At 73.5% G+C, this 21,598-nt stretch carries 18 protein-coding genes; 3 read left to right on the forward strand and 15 right to left on the reverse strand.

Features of this window, described 5'->3' with window-relative positions; translation table 11 throughout:
- Positions 1-46: 46 nt before the first annotated feature.
- Positions 47-1,006, reverse strand: coding sequence for a LysR family transcriptional regulator (locus ACIO5D_RS23425; RefSeq protein ID WP_400797509.1), 960 nt, complete (start codon positions 1,004-1,006; stop codon positions 47-49).
- Positions 1,007-1,509: 503 nt separating this feature from the next.
- Between ACIO5D_RS23425 and ACIO5D_RS23430 the strand changes: the two genes are divergently transcribed.
- Positions 1,510-4,230 (forward strand): M4 family metallopeptidase, encoded by a 2,721-nt coding sequence (locus ACIO5D_RS23430; RefSeq protein ID WP_400797512.1) that lies wholly within the window; start codon positions 1,510-1,512, stop codon positions 4,228-4,230.
- A gap of 102 nt (positions 4,231-4,332) precedes the next feature.
- Here ACIO5D_RS23430 and bla read toward each other — a convergent pair whose 3' ends face one another.
- The 13 genes from bla to ACIO5D_RS23495 form a co-directional block, all read right to left on the reverse strand.
- Positions 4,333-5,253, reverse strand: a complete 921-nt coding sequence (bla, locus tag ACIO5D_RS23435; RefSeq protein WP_400762048.1) for a class A beta-lactamase — start codon at positions 5,251-5,253, stop codon at positions 4,333-4,335.
- A gap of 178 nt (positions 5,254-5,431) precedes the next feature.
- Positions 5,432-5,854 (reverse strand): sigma factor-like helix-turn-helix DNA-binding protein, encoded by a 423-nt coding sequence (locus tag ACIO5D_RS23440; RefSeq protein ID WP_363609697.1) that lies wholly within the window; start codon positions 5,852-5,854, stop codon positions 5,432-5,434.
- A gap of 80 nt (positions 5,855-5,934) precedes the next feature.
- Entirely contained in the window at positions 5,935-6,717 is a 783-nt protein-coding gene (locus ACIO5D_RS23445) for a helix-turn-helix transcriptional regulator (protein WP_363609695.1), read from the reverse strand.
- A gap of 19 nt (positions 6,718-6,736) precedes the next feature.
- A complete protein-coding gene (locus tag ACIO5D_RS23450; RefSeq protein WP_363609693.1) occupies positions 6,737-6,973 on the reverse strand; it encodes a hypothetical protein in 237 nt (78 codons plus the stop codon).
- Between the two features lie 452 nt (positions 6,974-7,425).
- The gene (locus ACIO5D_RS23455; RefSeq protein WP_363609691.1) at positions 7,426-9,009 is read right to left on the reverse strand and encodes an MGH1-like glycoside hydrolase domain-containing protein; all 1,584 of its coding nucleotides are present in this window, start codon (positions 9,007-9,009) and stop codon (positions 7,426-7,428) included.
- On the reverse strand, positions 9,009-9,833 hold the full coding sequence (locus tag ACIO5D_RS23460) for a carbohydrate ABC transporter permease (RefSeq protein WP_400762003.1): 825 nt from the start codon (positions 9,831-9,833) through the stop codon (positions 9,009-9,011). The genes ACIO5D_RS23455 and ACIO5D_RS23460 overlap by 1 nt, the downstream gene beginning before the upstream one ends.
- 7 nt (positions 9,834-9,840) lie before the next feature.
- The gene (locus ACIO5D_RS23465; RefSeq protein WP_400797514.1) at positions 9,841-10,794 is read right to left on the reverse strand and encodes a carbohydrate ABC transporter permease; all 954 of its coding nucleotides are present in this window, start codon (positions 10,792-10,794) and stop codon (positions 9,841-9,843) included.
- Positions 10,791-12,101: an ABC transporter substrate-binding protein gene (locus tag ACIO5D_RS23470; protein ID WP_400797516.1), complete on the reverse strand. Its 1,311-nt coding sequence runs from the start codon at positions 12,099-12,101 to the stop codon at positions 10,791-10,793. Before ACIO5D_RS23470 ends, ACIO5D_RS23465 begins: the two co-directional genes overlap by 4 nt.
- 63 nt (positions 12,102-12,164) lie before the next feature.
- Entirely contained in the window at positions 12,165-12,914 is a 750-nt protein-coding gene (locus tag ACIO5D_RS23475) for an SDR family NAD(P)-dependent oxidoreductase (RefSeq protein ID WP_363609683.1), read from the reverse strand.
- A complete protein-coding gene (locus tag ACIO5D_RS23480; protein ID WP_400797518.1) occupies positions 12,911-14,017 on the reverse strand; it encodes an ATP-NAD kinase family protein in 1,107 nt (368 codons plus the stop codon). The genes ACIO5D_RS23475 and ACIO5D_RS23480 overlap by 4 nt, the downstream gene beginning before the upstream one ends.
- Entirely contained in the window at positions 14,014-15,570 is a 1,557-nt protein-coding gene (gene gcvPB / locus ACIO5D_RS23485; protein ID WP_400652491.1) for an aminomethyl-transferring glycine dehydrogenase subunit GcvPB, read from the reverse strand. Before gcvPB ends, ACIO5D_RS23480 begins: the two co-directional genes overlap by 4 nt.
- Complete coding sequence (gcvPA, locus tag ACIO5D_RS23490; protein ID WP_363609677.1) at positions 15,567-16,916, reverse strand: aminomethyl-transferring glycine dehydrogenase subunit GcvPA; 1,350 nt, start codon at positions 16,914-16,916, stop codon at positions 15,567-15,569. Before gcvPA ends, gcvPB begins: the two co-directional genes overlap by 4 nt.
- A 9-nt stretch (positions 16,917-16,925) precedes the next feature.
- Positions 16,926-18,881 carry a beta-galactosidase gene (locus ACIO5D_RS23495; RefSeq protein ID WP_400762011.1) on the reverse strand — a complete coding sequence of 652 codons (1,956 nt, stop codon included), beginning with the start codon at positions 18,879-18,881 and terminating at the stop codon, positions 16,926-16,928.
- A 104-nt stretch (positions 18,882-18,985) separates the two neighbouring features.
- On the opposite strand from ACIO5D_RS23495, the gene ACIO5D_RS23500 reads away from it, so the two are divergent.
- Positions 18,986-19,624, forward strand: a complete 639-nt coding sequence (locus tag ACIO5D_RS23500; protein ID WP_400797520.1) for a GntR family transcriptional regulator — start codon at positions 18,986-18,988, stop codon at positions 19,622-19,624.
- Between the two features lie 17 nt (positions 19,625-19,641).
- Here the strand turns inward: ACIO5D_RS23500 and ACIO5D_RS23505 are convergent, their stop codons facing one another.
- Entirely contained in the window at positions 19,642-20,403 is a 762-nt protein-coding gene (locus ACIO5D_RS23505) for a maleylpyruvate isomerase family mycothiol-dependent enzyme (protein ID WP_400652496.1), read from the reverse strand.
- Between the two features lie 64 nt (positions 20,404-20,467).
- On the opposite strand from ACIO5D_RS23505, the gene ACIO5D_RS23510 reads away from it, so the two are divergent.
- Positions 20,468-21,403 carry a MerR family transcriptional regulator gene (locus ACIO5D_RS23510; protein WP_400797522.1) on the forward strand — a complete coding sequence of 312 codons (936 nt, stop codon included), beginning with the start codon at positions 20,468-20,470 and terminating at the stop codon, positions 21,401-21,403.
- Positions 21,404-21,598 lie beyond the last annotated feature (195 nt).

Consider the following 21,598-nt stretch of genomic DNA (forward strand, 5'->3'; position numbering starts at 1 on the left):
GGCCCGGCGCGTCCGGCGGCCGCCGGCGCGAACAGCGCCCGCCCCGTTACGGCCGGGTCGGCCGGTACGTCCGCGCGGCCCAGGCCCGGAAGGCCGGCGAGGCGGCGATCAGGTCCCGGTACGCCGCGGCCGCCGCGCCGAACAGGGTCTCCACCACCTCCCCGCTCACCCCGCCGGGCCGCCAGGCCAGCAGATGCCGGACCCAGACCGGCGTACCGGCGAGCGGTTTGACCACCACGTCGGCGAGCGGCCGGGTGGTCGCCTGGACGACGGAGATCCCGAGCCCGGCGGCGATCATCTCCTGGAGCTCCAGCCGGCCGCCGGGGAACTCGTGGACCGCGGCCGGGGTGAACCCCGCCGCGGCACAGGCGTCGTAGAAGACGCCGTGCCAGCCGGCTCCGTCGTCGGGGGTGAGGAACCAGCCCTCGTCGGCCAGGTCCACCAGGGCGATCTCGGTACGGTGCCGGAGCCGGTGGCCGGCCGGGAGGGCGACGAAGGAGGGCTCGGTGACGATGCCGCGATGCGCGACGGACGACGAGTGGCGCAGCTCCCGGCCCGGGTAGTCCATGGCCACGGCGGCGTCCGCGTCGCCCTGCTCCAGCAGGTCGACGATGCCCGAGGACTGGTGGACGGAGGTCACCGTGAACCGCTGGTCGGGCCGCTGGTGCCGGGCCCTGGTGACCAGTCCGGGCAGGATCGGCGAGATGGTCGCGGCCAGGCGCAGTTCCCGGCGGGCCGGCCCGCCGGGAGCCTCCGGGCGGTGGCCCAGGCAGTCGGCCCGGGCGAGGAGGTCGCGCGCGGCGGTCACCACCTCGACGCCGAAGCAGGTCGGCGCCACGCCTGCGGCCGTGCGCTCGAAGAGCGGCGCGCCCAGGTGGCGTTCGATGCGGCGCAGCTGTGTGCTGGTCGCCGGCTGCGAGGCGCCGAGCAGGGCGGCGGCGCGGCTGACGCTCCCGCTGTCGGCGATGGCGCACAGCACCCGAAGGTGCCGCAGCTCCAGCTCCATGCCCCTCCCCTCCCCTTCACGCGACGGCCGGGCCTTCCCGGCCGTCGGCGTCGGGTGCTGCCGCCGAGGACAGTGCAACAGCACACATGACATGTCAGCGGCCTACCTTCACCCCCCGCGGATTGCCTCGTCAAGGCCCTTCCGGGGCCGGACGGCGATACCGGCACCACCTTTTACCAGGGCATTGCGTCCGCCTGACCGTCCGCCTGACCGTCCGACGGCTGCCGGGTCGGGGCCGGCCCTTCGCGCGGTGGCCGGCGTCCTCGTGCGGTGCGCGCGCCGGTGGCCCTCCGGCGGGGTCCGGCCGTGCTCGGCCCTGAGGTGGCGCGGGTTCTCGTGGAGGGGCGGTTCTGCCTGTTCGGGCAGGCCGTCGTTGCGTGAACGTACACGTATCTCCGGGATTCTCTGCATTTACCGATAAACGCCTGGATTTTCCGGACTTCCGCGATCAAGCATCGGGATGACGTTCCGTCATCGATCCCGGTTTCCGTGGAGGACACCCAGTGCCGCACCCGTCCCGTACCCCCAAGGCGCTCGGCCTCGCCGTCACCGCCGTGCTGGGCCTGACCCTGGCCGCACCGCCCGCCCTGGCCGGACCGGCCGCCGACCCCGACCCGGTGCCCGCTCTGGTGGCCGGCCGGGACACCGCCGCCCCGCAGCTGGTCACCGGGCTGGCCGAGGCGGCGCCCGGCAGTCCGGGCGAGGCGGCCCGGGCCCACCTGGCCGCCCACCCGGAGCGGTACCGGATCGACCCCGGGCAGCTCACCGAGGTCGGCACCGGGCGTACGGCCGAGGGGCGGCACACCGTCAGGTTCCAGCAGTACCACGGCGGTGTGCCGGTGCTCGGCGGGCAGTACCTGGTCCGCCTCACCGGTGAGGGCGCCGGCCAGCGGGTGGAGTCGGCCGGCGGCAAGTACTTCACCGGACTGACCGCGCCGACCACCCCCGCCGTCCCGGACCCGGTGCTGCGCGGCCTCGCGCTCGGCTCGCTCACCGACCCGCGCGCCCGGGCCGGCGCCACCGCCGAGGACCACGGCCTGGTGGTGCTGCCCGGCGGCACCGGCCGGCTGACCCGGCACTTCACCGTGCGCGGCACCGACCGGGCCGGCGGGCAGCCGACCACCCGCGAGGTCTACGTGGACGCCACCGTCGGCGGGATCGCCCTCGCCCACGACGCCCGCGCCCCGTACCAGGCCGGTGCCCGACCGGCGACAGCGGCGGCCGCCGCACCGGCGCTCGAACCCGCCACCGGCACCGCCCCGGACGCCTACGGCCGCACCGTGAAGGTGAACACCGCCCGGCTGCCGGACGGGAGCCACCAGCTCGTCGACCTGACCAGGCCCGCCTCCATCACCACCTACGACGCGGCCGGACGGGACCTGCTGGACTTCATCGACGGCCTGCCCGCCGACCTCCGCCCGGCCGCCTCCCCGACCTCCGACTTCCCGGCCGCCACCGGTGCCGACGGCGCCACCGACGCCCACCTCAACGCGGGCATCGTGTACGACTTCTACCGCGACCGGCTGGGCCGGGAGGGGCTGGACGGCAAGGGCTCCCCGATCGTCTCGCTGGTCGGCGTGACCAACGACGGCGCACCCATCATGAACGCCACCTGGGACGGGACCATGATGTCCTACGGCGGTGGCGGCCCGCAGTACCACTCGTTCGCGGTCGCGCTGGACATAGCCGGACACGAGATGACCCACGGCGTCATCGACCACACCGCCGGCCTGGTCAACGCCGGCCAGACCGGGGCGATGAACGAGGCGCTGGCCGACTACTTCGGCAACGCCGTCGAGGTGACCGCCCGCGGCGTGTCGATGACCGACCCGAAGGCCGCGCTGTTCGGCGAGGCGGTGTGCCGCACCGGCACCCCGGAGGCCTGCGCGGGGCGCCGGCTGGACGACCGCCGCACCACCGTGGACGACTACCTCGGCACCGACCTCAGCCTCGACAGCGGCGGCGTGCACCTCAACTCCACCATCTTCTCCGGGGCGCTGTGGGACATCCGGCGCACCCTCGACCCGCTCACCGCCGACCGGCTGGTCTACCGCGCGCTCGCCGACTACCTCACCCCGCTGGACGACTTCGTCGACGGCCGCAACGCGGTGCTCGCCGCCGGCCGCTCGATGAACCTCAGCCCGACCCAACTCCGTTCGGTGGCAGCCGCGTTCGACGCCCACGGGATCCGCGCCGGCTGGGAGTCCAGGCTCGGGACGGACAGCCGCCCGCTGGTGCGCGCCATCCCCACCTCGATGGCCGCCCCGGCCGTCGCAGGCGGCCGCTGGGTGATGGGCAACTCGACCGGCACCGGCGACCCCGCCCTGTACACCGGCTCCACCACCGCCCCCGGCACGCCCACCCGGCTCAGCCCGGAGGACGGCCGCCGGCACAGCTGGGCCGCCACCGACGGACAGTCCGCCGCCTGGCTGGCCGTCGGCCCCGACGCCGAGGGCAGGTTCGGCATGGAGGTGCTGACCCGCTCGCTGGCCGGCGGCCCGGTCCGCAGCCTGTTCGCCTCCCGGACCGAGCAGCTCGCCGAGGTCCGGATCTCCGGCGGTGACATCGCCTTCCTGGTGGAGGACTGGGAGAGCGGCCGGACCACGGTGCGTCTCTCCCGCGACGGCGCCCCGCCGGTGGAACTCCCGCTGCCCGACGGCCACCGCCCGTCCGGCCTCACGCTCAGGGACGGCGTGCTCGGCTGGAGCGAGCAGTGGACCGCCGGGGAGCGGGAGATGTCCGCGGCCACCGTCCGCTCGCTCACCACCGGCCGGGTGACCGCGCGCTACGAGTCGGCCGGCACCGTCAGCTCCACCGTGCTCGCGGGCGGACGGCTGCTCTGGGTGGAGACCCCGGCCGGCCCGGCCGCGCGCAGCGCGATCCGCTCCGGCGCCCTGGACGGCTCGGGCGTGGTCGACGTGCTCCCCGCCGACTCCCCGTACGCCCAGGTGACCGCCGCCATCACCGCCTCCGACCAGGCCGTCACCTTCCAGGCCGTCATCTCCCGGGACGAGGGCGGCAAGCCCGCCGGCGGCTGGACCAACGCCGCGCTGCCCAAGCTCTGGCAGCTGCCGCTCACCGGTGGCACGCCCGTACGGGTCTCCTGCAACCGGGGCGGCCAGTACGAGGCGGCCGCCGACCGGGGCACCCGGGTGCTCTGGCTGGACGCCACCACCGGCCGCACCGACCTGGTGGTCCGCGACCGCCCGGCCGGGCGCTGCTGACCGGGTCCTGCTGATCAGGCCGCCGCTGCGGCGTTCGCCCCGGTGCCGGCGGGTACCGGGGCGATGGTCTCCTCGTCCGTGGCGGGGCCGCACCGTGAGGCATCAGGCGAGGGCCGCCGCCAGCAGAGCGGCGGTCCTGGCGACCAGCGGTTCGTCGGCCGGCGCGCCGGCGTCCCGCCGGGTGGACAGGACGGCCAGGACGACGGGCGTCCCGTCCGGGGTCCAGGCGATGCCGACGTCGTTGGTGGTGCCGTAGCCGCCGGTGCCGGTCTTGTCCGCGAGGGTCCAGTCCCCGGGGAGTCCGGCGCGGAGGCGGGCGGCGCCGGTGGTGTTGGCGAGCAGCCACCCGGTCAGCCGCCGCCGGTCCTGCGGGGCGAGCGCGTCCCCGAGCACCAGCCTCAGGTGGCTCCGCCCGATGGCGGCCGGGCTGGTGGTGTCCGTCACACGCCCCGGTTCGGCGGAGTTCAGATCGGGCTCCCACCGGTCGAGCCGTGTCACGTCGTCGCCGATGGACCGGCAGAAGCGGGTGATCGCCGTGGGGCCGCCGAGCTCACGGAGCAGGAGGTTGTCGGCGGCGTTGTCGCTGTAGCCGATGGCGGCGGCGCACAGCTCGGCGACGGTCATGCCGTTCGCGAGGTGTCCGGGCGTGCCCGTGACCGGGGCGTAGCCCGCGTCCGTGACGTCCTTGCCGGTGTAGCGGATCCGCCTGGCGAGGAACCCGCCGTCCCGGTCGAGGTCCCTCAGGACGGCGGCGGCGGTGATCGTCTTGTGCACCGAGCAGATCGGGAAGAGCTCGTCGGCGCGGTACACCACGCTCCTGCCCGTGACCGTGTTCCGCGCGAACACCCCCAGCCGGGCGCCGTGCTCCCGCTCAAGGCCGGCCAGCGCCCGGGTGACCGTGTCCCCACCCGGTGACGCGCCGCCCGCCGGGTGGGCCGGCCCACCCGTGGACACGGCGCCGGCCAGTGCCGTCCCGGCGCCGAAGGCCAGCACCGCACGGCGGCCCGGGCGTCCTGCGAAGATCCCCACGATCGTGTCCTCCTCTGTCCGGCGACCATCCTCCGGAGATCAGGACACCTCGACGGCCCGACCGGTTCGCCCGCTTTCCCCCGTTTCTGCCGCTCGTGCGCCACCGCCGGTGCAGCCGGTCCGGGCCCACGGGCCGCACGACCGGGCCGGGCCCGGCCGGGGGCGGGACGGCTCAGGCGGGGCGCCGGGCTCCGGCCAGGGAACGGATCTGCACGTGGACGGCCGCCGGCTCGGTGCCGGTCACGGCCGCGACCTCGCTCTGCGGCAGGCCGAGGACCAGGTGGAGCAGCAGGACGTCCTGCTGGGGGTCGGTGAGGTGGGCGACGGGGTGGAGCGGGCGGGGGCCGGCCAGGGTGCGGACGTGGCGGCGTACGGCCTGCCAGGCGCAGGCGGCCGGGCTGGCGGCGGCGAGGACGTCGGGCCAGCGTCCGGCGAGTTCGTCGAAGGCGTCGTGCACGGCGCGGCCGGCGTCGGCGGGGGTGAGGAGGAGGGCGGCGTAGCGCAGGTAGTTGTGGAGGTGGAGGTCGTGGAGCGCCCACAGGCCGAGGTGGGGTCCGGGGTGGGCGGTGGTCCGGGTTCGGGGTGATGCGGGCATGGGTGTTCCCGAGGTAGCCGGGTGGGCGGATGGGTGGTCCGCGGGCGGGGCCGTGGTGGGGCCCTGCCCGCGGAGCCTGGTCACACGAGCGCCGGGGTTTCTCCGGTGCCGTCGCGGCCCGCCGGGGCCGGGTGGTGCGCGTCGTCGGCCTTGTCGGCGGCGAGGCTGTTCTTGAGCGTCACCCACAGCTTGAACAGGGTCTCTGTCGGGATGCCGCCGGTGGAGGTTTTGATCGCGCGGGCGAACTCGCGCTGGTAGGTCCTGGCGGTCATCGGCACCGGGGTGCGGGCGTTGTTCGTCCGTTCCCAGGCCGCCGCCCACAGGACGCGGCGGTTCTCCTTGACGCCGCAGACCTCCATGTAGGTGGTGAAGACGGTCTTGTGGAGGGGGGCTTCGCCCTTGAGGACCAGGGCCAGGGTGCTGGAGGGCAGGCGGCCTCCCAGTTTCCGGGCCCGGCGGTCCAGTTCTTCCAGAGAGGGCCAGTCGGCCTTGCGGCGCATCTCGTGCATGGCCCGGCGCAGGTCGGCGAAGGAGTCGGCGTGTTCCGGGTTGAGCCGCTTGGGTACGCGCCGGCGCCGGGTTCCGGAGGAACGGGGTACGTGGGCCCAGTAGTTGGCGTGGGTCCATTTCTTGCGGGCCGTCTTGAGGTCCGCCCCGCATTCGCGGGCGATGGCCTCGACGACCTCCCAGCTCGGCAGGGACCGGCCGTTGGTGGCCCTCTGCAGGGTGGTCGAGTGGTAGTTCGTCCGATCGGCGAGCTGGCGGTAGGTCAGCTTGGCCTCGTCGCGCTGCTCGCGCAGCCACGCGGCCAGTCTGCCCAGTGCCGGTTCGGTCGCCGTGATCGGGTTCTCTCGGCGTCCCATCGCGGGCGGGCACCCTCCGCTAGATCCGCTCCCGCCGCAGCCTCAGCCCCACGAGCCAGCCGCCGCCGGCCAGTTCCAGTGCCGCTCCGGCCGACATGCCCGCCGCGACCAGGACGGCGGCGACGGCGATCACGATGACGATCACGATCGCCTCCGCCCGTCCGGGCAGCCAGGACGGGCGCGGGCGCGGCGGCGTGATGCCTCCGGCGGCGCAGTGGGCGGGGACGGGGGCGGCTTTCTTGCGCTTCCTCGTCATCGACGAGACCCTCCTATAGCACTGATCACTCCAACAGGACGGCACTTCGGTGGTTGGCGTCACGCGAAGCATCCGTTCGGGTAACACTCTGTCAGGCATACAGGCGATTCCCAATCGATTCGGTGAACACCACGCGGATTGATGCGCCACCGTCCAGGCCCGAGCCCGCGTTTTCGACCTGCCCTTACCGCATACCGGCAGGTCAGAAAGGTGAAACTGGAAATTGATGCGCGTTCGCGCAGCATCCCCTTGTCGCCCTCACCGCTGGGTGTGACGATTGCAGCAGCGTCATCCAGACCTACGGGTCGGGAACCCGGGGGCGCTGATTACTCCAACAATTTCGGGAACACCCGGAGCGGGCCGTGTTGGCGCATGGGCCCGTCCGGACAGCAGAGACCGCCCGGCCGCAACGGCCCGAGCGGTCTCTCTGCGTTTCCCGGCCTCACCCACCGCTACGGCGTCCCCGGGGGCCGGCGGGCGAGGTCGATGAACAGGGCGGAGGACCAGCCGAAGCCGGAGGTCGCCCGGGTGGCGCGGGCGCCGGTCAGGGGGTTCCAGTACTCGTAGAGGCCGCCGGCGTCGCGGACCATGGCCAGGGTGCGGTGCTGGAGTTCGTCGGCGGTGGCGGCGAAGCCGGAGCGGCGCAGGCCCTCGATGAGCAGGTAGTTGATGTTGAGCCAGACGGGGCCGCGCCACATCGCCTCGGGGTCGAAGGCGGGATCGTCGAACGCGACGGTCGGGACGGGGTGTTCGCCCCAGTACGCGGTGGAGCGCAGGGTCCTCTCCAGGCGGGCGGCGATCTCGGGGGGTAGGCGTCCGGTGAACAGCGGCATCAGGTCCAGTGCGGTCCGTACGGGCACGTTCTCGCCGTCCGCCACGGTGCGAAAGCGGGTGCCGTCCCAGCGGTTGGCGACCAGCAGGCGGGTGTGGGCGGCGGCGCGCGAGCGCCAGCGGGCGGCGTCCCCCGGCAGGTCCAGGGCGTCGGCGATGTCGGCCAGGCGGTCGGCCTGGTGGATCAGGTAGGAGCTGAGGTCGGGGGGCTCGGCCCGGGGGCCGTAGTCCCAGACGGGGCTGTCGTCGAGGCCGGAGGAGTAGGGGTGCAGGTAGGCGGGCAGGCCGTCGCCGTCCGGGTCGGAGGCGGCGAACCACCAGGCGTGCGCGCGGACGAGCCGGGGGTAGACCGAGGCGAGGAACGGGAGGTCCGGGTCGGCCTGGTGGACCTTCCACACGGCCCACGCGGCCAGCGGCGGTTTGGTGACCGGCACCGGTCCCGGGCTGGGTGCGGTGCCGTTCGCCCGGCCGACGTGTTCGCTCAGGCGGACGTGGTCCGCGCGGGGCAGGTCCGTCGTCTCGGCGAGCACGCCGTGGTCGTGGACGACGTCGGGCAGCCGGCCGTCGGGCAGCTGGTGGTCCAGGAGCAGGAGGATCTGGTCACGGGCGAGCGCCGGTGAGGCGTGGCGCAGTGCCACGGCGTGGAAGAGGGCGTCCCAGTTCCAGACGCCCACGTAGCCGTACTTGGAGGGGACGAGTCCTTCGCGGCCGGCGATCGGCAGCAGGTTGACGGCCAGGGTCCACCAGGCCATCCGGGCGCGCTCCGCCAGGTCCGCCCGTACGGGTGGCATGCGGGCGAACCAGTCGTTCCAGCGGGCTTCGGCGGCGGCGCGCACGGCCGGTTCCGGCCAGTGGCCCGGCGGGCCGGCCAGGACGTGGCAGCCGGTGAGCGCGAGGGTGTGCTCCGTTGCGTCGGGCAGCCGCCAGGAGGCCCGGGCGTGCCGTCCGGCGATCACCAGGGTCGAGGGGTCGGCGAACAGCAGCGACACCCCGCCGGCGAACGCCACCTCGGAGGGCGTCGCCGAGACGACGGGCAGCGGGCGTCCGCCGGGGTCGCGTACGACCAGGGCGGTCAGTTCCGTGGTCTCGGCGAGCGGGGTCTCGTAGGCGGCCCGGGCGACCCGGAGCCCGTCCGGGCCGGCCGTGACCAGCAGCCGTGAGCCGCGTTCGGTGAACGGCCGCTCCACGAGGTCCAGTGTGAGCATCAGCGTCCTCCCAGGCCCGACGAGGCCATGCTGTTGAGGATCTTGCGCTGCCCGACGAGGAAGGCGATGAGCATCGGTACCACGGTCATCGCCGACAGGGCGGCGGTCAGCCCGTAGTCGACGCCGCCCCGTTGGGAGTGGAAGGCGTCGAGCAGCAGGGGGATGGTGAACAGGTCCGGGGTGTTGAGGAACACCAGCGGGAAGAAGTAGCTGTTCCAGCTGGCGAGGAAGACGATGATGCCGAGCGTCCACAGGCCCGGCCGGATGTTGGGCAGGATGATCCGCCAGAAGATGGTCCAGCGGCCCGCCCCGTCGATCCGTGCCGCGTCCTCCAGCTCGACCGGGACGGCCCGGATGAACTGGCGCAGCAGGAACACCGCGAAGGGGTTGGCGACGGCGGGCAGGATCAGCGCCAGGTGCGAGTCGATGAGGTGGAGCCTGGCCAGCATGAGGTAGAGCGGCACGATCGTGACCTGGGCCGGGACCATCTGGGTGGCCAGGAAGAGGCCGAACAGCGGCCCGGAGCCGCGGAACGGTATCCGGGCGAAGGCGTAGGCCGCCATGGCGCTGGTGAACAGGGTGGCCGCGACGGTGACGGCCGCGATGTACATGCTGTTCCAGTAGGCCCGCCCGAGCGGTACCTCGTCGAGGACGTCCGGGTAGTTCCGCGGGCGCCACGGCCCGGGCAGCCAGGCCAGCGGCTCGTTGATCATCTGGGTGGCGCCCTTGAAGGAGGTCAGCAGCATCCAGATGAACGGGAACAGCATGACCAGGCCGCCGAGGGCGAGGCCGGCGTGCAGCAGGGTCTGTCTCCGGTTGGTCATGCCGGCCTCACGACTCGTAGTGGACGAAGCGCTTCTGCGCCTTGAACTGGACCGCGGTGACGACGAGCGTCAGCAGCAGCAGGAGCAGCGCGGCGGCGCTCGACAGGCCGAAGTGGAACTCGCGGAAGCCCTGTTGGTAGACCTTGTAGACGATGGTCTGGGCGCCTTCGTTGTGGTCGGGGTTGACGAGGACGTAGACCAGGTCGAACGCCTGGAACGAGCTGATCACCGACACCACCACGGTGAAGAAGACGGTGGGTGAGAGCATCGGCAGGGTGACCGAGCGCAGCATCTGCCAGGGTCCCGCGCCGTCGATCCGCGCGGCCTCGGTCAGGCTCGGCGGGATCGTGGCCAGCCCGGCCAGGAAGATGACGACGTTGAGCCCGAGCGACGACCAGATCGTCACGACCGCGATGGCGGGGACGACCCAGGTCGGGTCGGCCAGCCAGTCCGGCGGTGTGATCCCGAACAGGTCCCGCACCGTGCCGTTCAGGATGCCGTCGGTGCCGCCGCCGAGGATCATCTGCCAGATCACCGACACGGCGACCGAGCTGGTCACGACGGGCAGGAAGTAGATCACCCGGTAGGCGGTGCGGCCGCGCACGCCGTGCAGGGCCAGTGCCAGCAGCAGGGCCAGGACGAGCCCGCCCGGGACAGTGATCAGGCCGATCTTGACGGTGTTCCACACCGCGCGGCCGAAGTACGGGTCGGTCAGCTGGGTCCGGAAGTTGTCCAGCCCGACCCAGGTCGCGTCGCCGATGCCGTCCCATTCCATGAAGGACAGGACGACCGCGTAGCCGAGGGGGCCGACGAGGAACACCAGCAGGGCGAGCAGCTGGGGGGCGAGGAAGAGCACGGCCCACCGGCGGTCCCGCCGCCGCCAGAGCGGCTCGCGGGCGGGGCGGACGGGGCGGGCGGGGCGGGCCCGCCGGGGGGCCGTGGTCCGGGTGGCGGCGCTCAACCCTTTGGGCCCTTCATGCCGTCGACCAGGCTCTGGAGCTGGGTCATCCCCTCGTCGAACCCGACCTTGCCCTCCCAGATCTTCAGGAGGTGGTCGTTGATCGCCTTGGTCAGGCCGGGGACGGCGACCTCGTCGGGGTAGTTGGCGAAGCCCTTGTCGCGCACGTCGAGGAAGGTCTGGGCGTGCGCGGGGTAGTTGCCCTCCGTCACCAGGCTCTCGGCGCCCTTGACCGACGGTACGGCGCTGCCGCCCTTGAGCCGCAGCTGCTGGCCCTCCTTGCTGACGAACTCGCTCAGGAAGGTGAAGGCCTCCTTCATGTGCCTGGTGTCCTTGTTGATGGTCAGGTAGGACGCCGCGACCGCGCCCTGGATCGGCTGTCCGGACTCCGAGGGGAACGGCACGACGTCGTAGTTCTGGCGGTCGCCGCCCTTGTCGATGCCCTCGATGACCCAGCGGCCTCCGGCGTAGAAGCCGGCCTTGTGCTTGACGAACTGGGTGGCCGCGCTGTTGCCCTCGGGCAGCAGGTCGGCGGAGGCGAAGGTCTTGTCCTGGAAGCCGTCGGCGAGGGTCCTGAACGCCTGGCGGGCCTTCGGGTCGGACGGCGCGACGAACCTGCCGTTCTCCCAGACCTTGCCCCCGAAGCCGTTGACGAGGCTGTAGTTGGCGCCGTACCAGTTCCAGAATATGGAGCCGTACTTGCCCGCGGCCTTGAGTCTGGCGTTCATCTCCAGGTAGGTGGCCATGGTCCAGCGGCCGGACTCGTTCAGCGCGGCTGGGTCCTCGGTGATCCCGGCGGCGGCCAGGGCCTTCTTGTCGAACCAGAGGACTTCGGGGTTGGTGTCGTTGGGGACGCCGAAGGTGACGCCGTCCTTCTTCGCGCCGCCGTAGAGGCCTTCGAAGAAGTCCGAGGGCCTGGTCTTGCTCAGGGGCCCGGCGAGCTGCTCGTCGAGCGGGGCGAGCACGCCGTCGGCGACGAGTTTGCCGATGTAGTCGTCGCCGGCGTAGAAGACGTCGGGGGCGGTCCTGGAGGTGAGCTGGGTGAGCAGTTTGGGGTGGTAGTCCTCGTAGGAGGCGACCGGTTCGAGCTTCAGTGTGATGTTCGGGTGCCGCTTGGTGAACTCGTCGGTGAAGGCCTTGAAGACCGCCATGTCCTCGGCCGAGCCCCAGGTCGACCAGCGCAGGGTGACCTTGCCGTCCCTGGAGTCGCCGGCGGGGCCCGCGCCGCCGGTCCCGCTGCACGCGGACACGGACACCGACAGGGCGACGGCGGCGGCGGCCAGGGCTGTTCTTCTCTGGAAAGCGGGCATCGGGTGCCTCCTGGGGGGGCTCTCGTGGGAGGAGCGGGGTGGGGAGGAGCTGGTGGGGCGGGGTCAGGCGAGGCCGCCGCCGTCGACGACGAGGGCGGAGCCGGTGATGTAGCTGCTCGCGTCGCCGGCGAGGAACAGCACGGCGTTCGCGATCTCCTCCGGCGAGCCCGCGCGGCCCATCGGCCGGTCGGCGGCGTCCTTCTCGAAGGCGGACCACTGTGCCCGCAGCTGGCGCGCCTCGTCGCGGAGCATCGGCGTCATGGTGTCGCCGGGGTTGACCGAGTTGACCCGGATGCCCGCGGCCGCGTGGTCGATGGCCAGGGCGCGCGTCATGTTGACGACCGCGGCCTTGGAGGCGCAGTAGGACAGCGCGTTGCCGCCGCCCTTCAGGCCCCACCCGGAACCGGTGTTGACGATGGAGCCGCCCTCCGTCATCGCCGGGACCGCGAAGCGGCACATCAGGTAGACCGACCTCACGTTGACGGCCATCACCCGGTCCCAGTCGGCGGCGGAGATCTCCAGCGCGGTCTGGCGGCGGATGATCCCGGCGTTGTTGAACAGGACGTGCAGGCCGCCGAACCTCTCGACGGCGGTGTTCACGACCTGCTCGCAGTCCGCCTCGGACGAGACGTCGGCCCGCACCGGCACGGCCCGGCCGCCGCCGGCCTCGATCTCGCGGACGACGCCGGAGGCGTCCGCCACGTCGGCGACGACCACGGCCGCGCCCTCGGCGGCGAACAGCCGCGCGGTGGCCCGGCCGATGCCCGAGGCGCCGCCGGTGACGATGGCGACCTTGTTCCGCAACGTGTTCATAGGTCCTCACTCGCTGACTGGATGCGGTACATCACTGACTCGCGGTACCCGGTGACGACCCGGGCGTGCCCGCCGAACGCGGCGTCGGCCGCGGCGTCCCCGCTGTCCACGAGCAGCGGACGGCCGCCGAGCGCGGCGAGTTTCTGCTGGGTGGCGAGCAGCACGATCCCGGCGAGCCGGTCGAGCACGCGCGGGCTGAACTGCTGGTTGCCGCGGCCGATCACGAAGCCCTGCCCTCCGATGACGGACAACACGCCATGTGTGACCTGTGACATGGCAAGGGTGTGAAGGGTCTGCTCGGTGACGTCCGAGGCGAGCAGGACGCCGTCCCGGACCACGTCCACGCCCAGCGGCGTCAGCTCCAGGCCGAGCTCGCGCCCCACCGCGAGCGTCGTCGCGCCGGGCCCCAGCGCATAGGCCGCACCGGGTGCCATGGACGCCACCACCTGGCGCGCGATCGACTCCGCCGACCCCGGCGGCGCCGCCGACGACCCGCTCTTGCGCCCGCTGAGCCGCGCCCTGGCCGCGGGCACCCGCAGGGTCCCGTACAGCCGCACCCCGACCCGCCCCGACCGGTACGCGTCCTCGTCCAGGTCGACGACCTCCGCGGCGAGCGTCGTCCCGTCGAAGGCGGCGGCCGTGGTGGCGGCCGCGGACGGGCTGACCGCGAAGCACCCGGAGTAGACCTTCACCCCGGCCGGCACGCCGAGCACCGGCCCCCGCGGCCGGGCGTCCAGCACGTCCCGCGCCGTCCCGTCCCCTCCCGCGAACAGCAGCAGGTCCGCCCCGGCGAGCGCCGCCACCGCCGCCCGGGTGTCCGCCGGCCCGTCGGCAGCCGCCCCGGGCCGGGGGCGGTGGGCGATCTCGTACGGGACGCCGGCGGCGACGGCGCTGTCCTCGCCCATGGCGCCCGCGACGGTGCGCACCCGGATGTCCGGGCGGCGGCGGTGGAGCGCCGTCAGCGCGGCGGCCGCGCGGGTGGCCGCGCGGGGAACCGCGCCCAGGGCGAGCGCCCTGGCCTGGATGTCCGGGCCGTCGCTGCCCTTGAGGGCGACGGGACCGCCGAGGCCCGCCACGGGGTTCACGACCAGGCCGACGATCACCGGCGGTGCTTCCGGCAGTAGGCGCGCCAGGTCGGCGACCACTGCGCCGGGTCGTCCAGGGACGCCGGGTCGATCCGGTGGACGCTCTGGTTGTAGGGCGCGTTCCTGACGAACTCCGGGTTCTCGCGGGCTTCGGAGGCCACCTGGGCGAGGATCGCGGCGTACTCGTCCAGGTCCTCGCGGGAGTAGGACTCCGTCGGTTCGAGGGTGAAGGGCTCGGCGACCACGTAGGGGTGGTGGCTGGTCCAGTAGTGCACCCCGAAGTCGGCGGCGCGCACCCCGATCTCCTCCGAGTGGACGCCGGTCTCCTCGGAGAGCTCCTGCCAGGAGTAGCGGACCTGTTCCACCCGCCGCCGGTCCGCCCACGGGACGGACGCGCCGGGGATCCGCAGGATCTTGTGCATCAGGTAGTTGTTGTTGAGGACCGCCGTCTCCGCGACCTCCTTCAGGCCCTCCGCGCCGAGCGCCATCACCCAGGCGTAGGCGCGGACGACGTTGGGCGTGACCCCGAGGAACGGGCGGATCTTCCCGACCGAACGGGCCGGGGAGTTCAGCGTGTACGAGTCGCCGTCGCGGTCGACGACCGGGCCGGGCAGGAACGGGACCAGCGCCTCGGAGACGCCGCACGCGCCCGCCGCCGGGCCGCCGCAGGCGTGCGGCGTCGAGAAGGTCTTGTGCAGGTTGAAGTGGCACAGGTCGAACCCGGCGTCACGGGCGCGGGTGACACCGAGGATGCCGTTGGCGTTGGCCTGGTCGTAGCAGGCCAGCGCGCCCGCTTCGTGGACCAGTTCGACGAACTCGCGGATCCTCGGGTTGAAGATCCCGGTGTCCTCCGGATTGGTGATCATCAGTGCGGCGGTGCGCGGGCCGACGGCCGCGCGCAGCGCCTCGATGTCGGGGCAGCCGTCGGCGTCCGGCATCAGGGTGATGACCTCGTACCCGGCGGTCTTCGCGCACGCCGCGTTCGAGGGGTGCGAGAACATCGTGGTGATGACCTGGTCGCGCCGGCCGCCCTCGCCCCGGGAGGCGTGGTAGGCGCGGATCATGGCGATGTTGGCGTAGATCGCCGCCGAGCCCGCGCCGGGCTGCAGTGAGACCCGCGCCATGCCGGAGAGCTCGTTGAGGATCTGCTCCAGCCGCCAGTAGATCTCCAGCACGCCCTGCACGGAGTCCTCGGGCTGCAGCGGGTGCAGCTCGGCGATCTTCGGGTCGCGCACGAAGGTGTCGTTGACCTTCGGGCTGTACTTCATCGTGCAGGTGCCCTGGCCGACGTCGATGTTCAGGTCGGCGCCGAGGGTCTCCTGCGACAGCCTCAGGTAGTGCCGCACCACCTGGTTCTGCGACAGTTCGGGCAGCGCGGGCGGGGTGCGGCGGCCGACGCCCTCGGGCAGCTCGACCGGCGGCGCGTCCGGGGCCGGGACGCCCACGCCGCGCCGCCCGGGCCGGGAGAGCTCGAAGATGATCTCTTCGTCCCAGCGGGCCTGGTGGAAGCGGCGCAGGACGGGCTTGGGTGCGACCGGCAGCGTCGCGAACGGTTCTCCCTGCGAGCTCACTTGGTGCCTCCGAGGGCTGAGAGGGCGTCCTTGACGGCCGCCGCGAGGGTGTCGATGTCGGCGATCGAGTGCCGCTCGGTGACGCAGACCAGGACCTCCCGGGGGCCCAGCCGCACCCCGCCGAAGATGTCCGCGCGCCGCAGGGCCGCGAGCAGCCCGTCGGCGTCCGGCACCTCGATGGCGAACTCGCGGAAGTGGAAGGCGTCCTGGTGGCGGACCCGGGCGCCGGCGGAGGCGAGGGCCCGCATGGCGTACCTGGTCCGGGCGAGGATCGTCTCGCCGATCTCGCGCATCCCCCGCGGGCCCATGAGCGCGAGGTAGACGCCCGCGGTGATGCCCCACAGGGCGGCCGCGGTGCCGACCCACTCCTTGCCCTCCTCGCGCAGCGCGAAGGAGGTCCGGTCGTAGAAGACGTCGCCGAAGCCGTACTCGCCCGCGACCGCGGTCGGGGCGATGCCGAACAGGCGGGAGGGGAACTCCGCGACGAGGCGTTCCTCGTCGTGGCTGGCGATGAAGCCCGCCTGGCCGCCGCCGTACTGCTGGTGCATGCCGAGCGACTGGATGTCCCCGCACACGAGGTCGGCCCCGAAGGACGCCGGCGGCGCGAGCACGCCGAGCGAGATCGGGTCCGTCCCCACCACCAGGAGCGCGCCGGCGCCGTGCGCCAGGTCGGCCAGCTCGCGTCCGCGGGTCTCGATGACGCCGTAGACGTTGGGCGTCTCCAGGTAGAGGGCGGCGAAGGTGTCGTCCGGGCGGACCTCGCCCGTCTCCCCCGAGGCGGCCACCGGGGCGAGCACCGTCTCGATGTCCGGGGCGAGGTAGTCGCGGATCTTGGCGAGCTTGTCGGGGGCGACCGCGCCGCTGACGAGCACCCGGTGGCGGCCGGTGCGGCGCGCGGCCATCCGCAGGGCCGTCCCCGCCGCCTGGAAGCCGTCGTAGGTGGGCACGTTGACGACGTCCATCTCCAGCAGCTCGCCCATCATCGAGACGTACTCGAAGAGGGCCTGGAACCGGCCGTGGTCCTCGTAGGGCTCGCCCGCGTAGGCGGTCAGGAACTCGCCGCGCCCGTTCACCTCGTCGCAGACCGCCGGAACGTGGTGCGGGTAGCAGCCGTGCCCGAGGAAGCTCAGCACCTGCGTCGTGTCGGTGTTGCGGGCCAGCAGGCCGCGCATGTGCCGCACCAGGCCCTGCTCGTCGGTGAAGGGGGCGGGCAGGTCGAGGGGACGGGCCGGCCGCAGGTCGGCGGGGATGTCGCCGTAGAACTCGGCGACGTCCGGGGCACCGATCTCGGCGAGCATCGCCGCCCGGGTCTCGGCCCCCGCGTTGGGGATGTAGGGATGGGTCACGGGTGCTCCTCAGTGCTTCAGGACCACGGCGTCGCGTGGCGCGATGACCACGCGGCCGGTCAGGAGACGGCCGGTCAGCAGGTCGGTCCCGGGGGCGGGCAGGGGGACGGTGGCCGGTTGGGCCCCGTGGTTGAGCAGGAACAGGAAGTCGCCGCGGCGGCAGGCCTCGACGCCCTCCGGCAGGTCCGTCCCGGTGACGCCGGCGGCGGCGAGGACCTCGTCCAGGACCGGCGTCAGGTCGTCGGGCAGGCAGCCGAGGTAGGTGGCGGTGCCGCGCCGGGTGACGGCCGCGCGCCCGTCCAGCGGGCCGCCGCGGTAGCGGGCCACGACCTGCGCGTCGTCGACGTCCAGCCACTCGCTCCAGGTCCGGGCCGTCAGCCGGGTGCCGTCCCGCATGACGACGTCCTGGGTCCGGCCGTCGGGGATCGGCCAGAACTCCTCGGCGCGCACGCCGAGCAGTTCCCGCAGCGGCCCGGGCGCCCCGCCCTCGTGGACCTGGTCGGCGGCGTCCACGACCCCGCTGAACGGGCCGACGACGAGCCGGCCCGGGAAGGAGGCGAGGTTGGCGGCCTGCTCCGCCGTGCACAGGTAGAGGTTCGCGACGATGACGACCTTGTAGGAGGAGAGGTCGCGGCCGGGCGGCGCCAGGTCGACGGCGATGCCGCGGGCGTGGAGCGGGGCGTACCAGGAGAGCAGGAGTGCGTGCAGCCTGAGCCGGTCGGACGGCAGGGACTCGGGCGCCTCCAGCCCCCACCAGCTCTCCCAGTCCAGTACGAGGGCGACGTCGGCCGCTGTCGTGGCCCCGGCGACCTCGGCCAGCCGTCGCACGTCCGCGCCCAGCGCGAGCGTCTCCCGCCACTGGCGCGAGTCCGTCCCCGCGTGCGGAAGCATCGCCGAGTGGAACTTCTCCGGGCCGTACCTGGCCTGGCGCCACTGGAAGAACATCACGCCGTCCGAGCCGTGGGCCAGCGCCTGCAGGCTGTGCAGGCGCATGACGCCCGGCTCCTTCGGGACGTTCACCCGGCGCCAGCTCACCGCGCCCGGCGCCGATTCCAGGAGCAGCCACGGCTGCCGCTTCAGGGACCGCATCAGGTCGTAGCTGAGCGCGGCCTTCACGTGGGCCCTGGGGTCGGCGGGGTCGGGGTAGGCGTCGTCGCTGACGAGGTCCTCGGCGGCGGCCCATTTCCAGTAGTCGAGGTGGTGCAGGATGCTCATGAAGTTCGTGGTCACCGGGATGTCCGGGGTGACCTCCTTGAGCACTTCGCGCTCGGCCCCGAAGCAGGCGAGCAGCGCGTCGCTGGAGAACCGGCGCCAGTCCAGGAGCTGGGCGGGGTTGACCGGGCCGGGGGCCTTCCGGGGCGGGTTGACCTGCGTCCAGCCGGTGTAGTGCTGGCCCCAGCAGGACGTTCCCCAGGCGGAGTTGAGGCCTTCCAGGGTCCCGTAGCGGGCCTGGAGCCAGCGGCGGAAGTGCCGGGCCGACTCCTCGCAGAAGCACTCGACCGTATGGTCGGCGTACTCGTTGCCGATGTGCCACATGGCCAGCGCGGGGTGGTCCCGGTAGCGCTCGGCCATGGCGCGCGCCAGCCGGACGGTGCCGTCCCGGAACACCGGGGAGGAGGGGCAGTAGCCCTGGCGCGAGCCGAACTCCAGGACGGTCCCGCCCGCGTCGACGGGCCGCACCTCCGGGTGGCGCCGTACGAGCCAGGGCGGCGGTGTCGCCGTCGCCGTCGCGAGGTCCGCGGCGATCCCGTGCGCGTGGAGCAGGTCCAGGACCCGGTCCAGCCAGCCGAAGTCGTGGACGCCGGGCGCGGATTCGAGCCGGGACCAGGAGAAGACCGCGACGGTCGCGATGTTCACACCCGCCTCGGCCATCAGCCGCATGTCCTGTTCCCACACCTCCTCGGGCCACTGCTCGGGGTTGTAGTCGCCCCCGAACAGCAGCCCCGGCACCCGTGTCAGGCCCATGGTCCGTCTCCCGTCCACCCCGCCCGCATTTTGTATTCAGAATGCATAGTGCAGTACTCTGCACCCGGTCAAGGGCCAGGCCGGAACCGGAGATTGGGGACCCGATGGCGATCAAGCGCCGACCGCTGCGCGAGCAGATCCGCGACGAGCTGATGGAGCGGCTCACCCGCGGCGAGTTCGCCCCGGGCACCGACGTCAACGAGGCCGTCCTGGCGGCCGAACTGGGCGTCAGCCGCACCCCGCTGCGCGAGGCGCTGATCACGCTGGCGGGCGAAGGGGTGCTGGAGAGCAGCCAGGGCCGCGGCTTCCGCTTCGCGCCCGTCAGCCGCAAGGAGTTCCGCGAACTGGTCGCGATCGTCGCCGCGCTGGAGTCCCTCGCGCTGGAGTCGTCCGACCCGGCGCACCTGCGGAAGATCGCCCCGGAACTGCTGGGAATGGCCCAGGAGTTCCCCGACCCGGTGGCCGAACACGCCACGGTCGACCGGCGCGACGACGAATGGCACGGCCTGCTGCTCAGCGGCTGCCCCAACCAGCGCCTGCTGGACCTGCTCGCCGGCGTCAAGGCCGGGATGCGGCGCTACGAGAACCTCGTCGTCGCCGAGGACGAGCCGGTGGCCCGCGAATCCGAGGAGCACTGCGAGATCGCCCGCAGGCTCCTCGAGGACGACCTCCCCGGCGCCGTCCGGGCACTCAGGGCCAACTGGGTGGGCGGCATGGAGCGCATGCTCGCCCACATCCCGTGATGCCAGGGCTTGTCAGGCTAGAACGCCGCGTGGGCCAGCCAGTGGTCCAGCAGCGCGCGGTCGCCCGTCACCGTCACCCGGCCGTCCAGCGGCGGGACGCGGCGGGAGAACACCAGCATGAGGTCCGCCACCGCCCCCGACACCACCACGTCGGCCTCGACCGGTCCGCGCTCCCACCGCGGCGCCCCGGGCGTCCTGGTGACCACCCAGCCCTCCGCGGCCCCCGGCCGGAACCCGATCCGCTCGCCCCGGCCGCGCAGCCCGGCGACCGCCGGCCTGACCGCCGCGAAGGCCGGTGTGGACAGCAGGTCCAGGTTCTCGCCGATCACGTCGGCCGCGAGGTCGTCGGCGATCGTGAACGCGGTGTCCGTCGCCAGCGCCGCGTCGTAGTGGTGGACGCAGGTGTCGCTCAGCATCCTGCGCAGCCAGAAGGCGGCCGGCCGCGGCCCGGTGAACGTGCGCGTCCCGGTGTCCGCGCCGGTCTCCCGGATCGCGCGGATCAGCTCCTCCGCGCCCTCGCGCAGCCACCGGGCCCACCCGTCCGGGGCGCCGGGATCGGCCTGCCACGGGTCGGGGACGGGCAACTGCTCTCCCCCGCGCACGAGTTCGGCCGCCCACCGGTGTTCCTGGCCGACGTGCCCGACGAGGGTGCGCAGCGGCCATTGCGGGCAGGTGGGCACCCGGGTGTCCGGGTCCCTTCCGGCGACCGCGCGGACGAACCCCCCGGTCTGCTCCCGCAGGCCCTCCACGAGCCGTGCGGTGTCCAGCGTCGACGTCATCACGAAAGCTCCTCTCACAAGGTGACGCAGGTACGGTAGAAGCTCCAGTCCGGTGGAGGTTCAAGTGCCTTTGCTCGATGAGACGTTCGGGATCGGCGAGCTGGCCCGGCTGACCGGCGTGCCGGTGCGGACCATCCGCTTCTACTGTGACGAGGGCATCGTCGACTCGGTGCGCAGCACGGGCGGGCACCGCAGGTTCGACCGGGCGGCCGTGGAGCGGCTCGGCCTGGTCAGGCGGTTGCGCGGGCTCGGGCTCGGGCTGTCCTCCGTCCGGCAGGTGCTGACCGGCGAACGTTCCGTGGCCGAGGTCGTCGCGGCCGAGCGGGCCGCGCTCGATGTGCGGCTCGCGGACCTGGCCTGGCGGCGGGCCTCGCTGCGGGCGGTCGAGGAGGCGGGACCGGCCGAGCGGGCCGCGCGGCTGGAGCTGCTGGCGGCGGTGCGGGACGGGGGTGCCGCCCGCGACGCGCTGGCCGGTTTCTGGCGGCGCGCGCCGGTCGCCCCGGTGTCCGGGGCGATGCTCGCCGCGTTCGTGGCGATGGCCGTGCCCGAGCCGCCCGCCGATCCGACGCCGTCGCAGGTGGTCGCGTTCGCCGAGCTGTTCGCGCTGGCAGGTGACCGGGAGCTGACCCGCCGCCTGCTGGCCATGGCGCGGGCCAATGCCGAACTGGTCGCCGACGAGGCCGAGTTGCTGCACGGGATCGGCGAGGCGTGCGCGCTGGCCCGGCCCCTGGTGCGGGCGGGTGAGCCGCCCCGCGCGGGCCCCGAGCTCGACCGGTTCGTCGCGGCACACGTCGCGGTGCGCGGCGGCGGCGACACCCCGCGGTTCCGGGGCCGGCTGCTGGCCCACGTGGCCGCCGACCGCGATCCGCGGATGCGCCGCTACTGGCGGCTCGTGGCCGAGGCCGGCGGCGACCCGGCGACGCCCGGCGCGTCCCACCTGTGGCTGACCGACGCCCTCGAACGCTCCGTGAGTCCCGGTGGTGCCGCTCCCGGTGGCTGACGCCCGGCGCGGTCGGCGGGCTGCCCGGTGTCCTGGCCGGTGTCCTGGCCGGAGCGCGCCGGCTCAGAGCGTGCCCGCTTCGCGTTCCCGGGATCCGTTCGGTACGGCGATGACCGGTTTCACGGAACCGGTGCCGTCCTTCTTCGCCGGCGATTCGCCGGGTCGGCGGACACGGGCGAACAAGCCCTTCGCCCG

Origin of the sequence: Kitasatospora sp. NPDC087315, assembly GCF_044744345.1 — a bacterium.
Classification (GTDB): domain Bacteria; phylum Actinomycetota; class Actinomycetes; order Streptomycetales; family Streptomycetaceae; genus Kitasatospora.

What these genes read in the sequence shown, in the direction of transcription:
- ACIO5D_RS23425 (WP_400797509.1), bottom strand. Translation starts at nt 1,006, where the DNA reads ATGGAGCTGGAGCTGCGGCACCTTCGGGTGCTGTGCGCCATCGCCGAC.
- ACIO5D_RS23440 (WP_363609697.1), bottom strand. Translation starts at nt 5,854, where the DNA reads ATGCCCGCATCACCCCGAACCCGGACCACCGCCCACCCCGGACCCCAC.
- ACIO5D_RS23445 (WP_363609695.1), bottom strand. Translation starts at nt 6,717, where the DNA reads ATGGGACGCCGAGAGAACCCGATCACGGCGACCGAACCGGCACTGGGC.
- ACIO5D_RS23450 (WP_363609693.1), bottom strand. Translation starts at nt 6,973, where the DNA reads ATGACGAGGAAGCGCAAGAAAGCCGCCCCCGTCCCCGCCCACTGCGCC.
- ACIO5D_RS23455 (WP_363609691.1), bottom strand. Translation starts at nt 9,009, where the DNA reads ATGCTCACACTGGACCTCGTGGAGCGGCCGTTCACCGAACGCGGCTCA.
- ACIO5D_RS23460 (WP_400762003.1), bottom strand. Translation starts at nt 9,833, where the DNA reads ATGACCAACCGGAGACAGACCCTGCTGCACGCCGGCCTCGCCCTCGGC.
- ACIO5D_RS23470 (WP_400797516.1), bottom strand. Translation starts at nt 12,101, where the DNA reads ATGCCCGCTTTCCAGAGAAGAACAGCCCTGGCCGCCGCCGCCGTCGCC.
- ACIO5D_RS23475 (WP_363609683.1), bottom strand. Translation starts at nt 12,914, where the DNA reads ATGAACACGTTGCGGAACAAGGTCGCCATCGTCACCGGCGGCGCCTCG.
- ACIO5D_RS23495 (WP_400762011.1), bottom strand. Translation starts at nt 18,881, where the DNA reads ATGGGCCTGACACGGGTGCCGGGGCTGCTGTTCGGGGGCGACTACAAC.
- ACIO5D_RS23500 (WP_400797520.1), top strand. Translation starts at nt 18,986, where the DNA reads ATGGCGATCAAGCGCCGACCGCTGCGCGAGCAGATCCGCGACGAGCTG.
- ACIO5D_RS23505 (WP_400652496.1), bottom strand. Translation starts at nt 20,403, where the DNA reads ATGACGTCGACGCTGGACACCGCACGGCTCGTGGAGGGCCTGCGGGAG.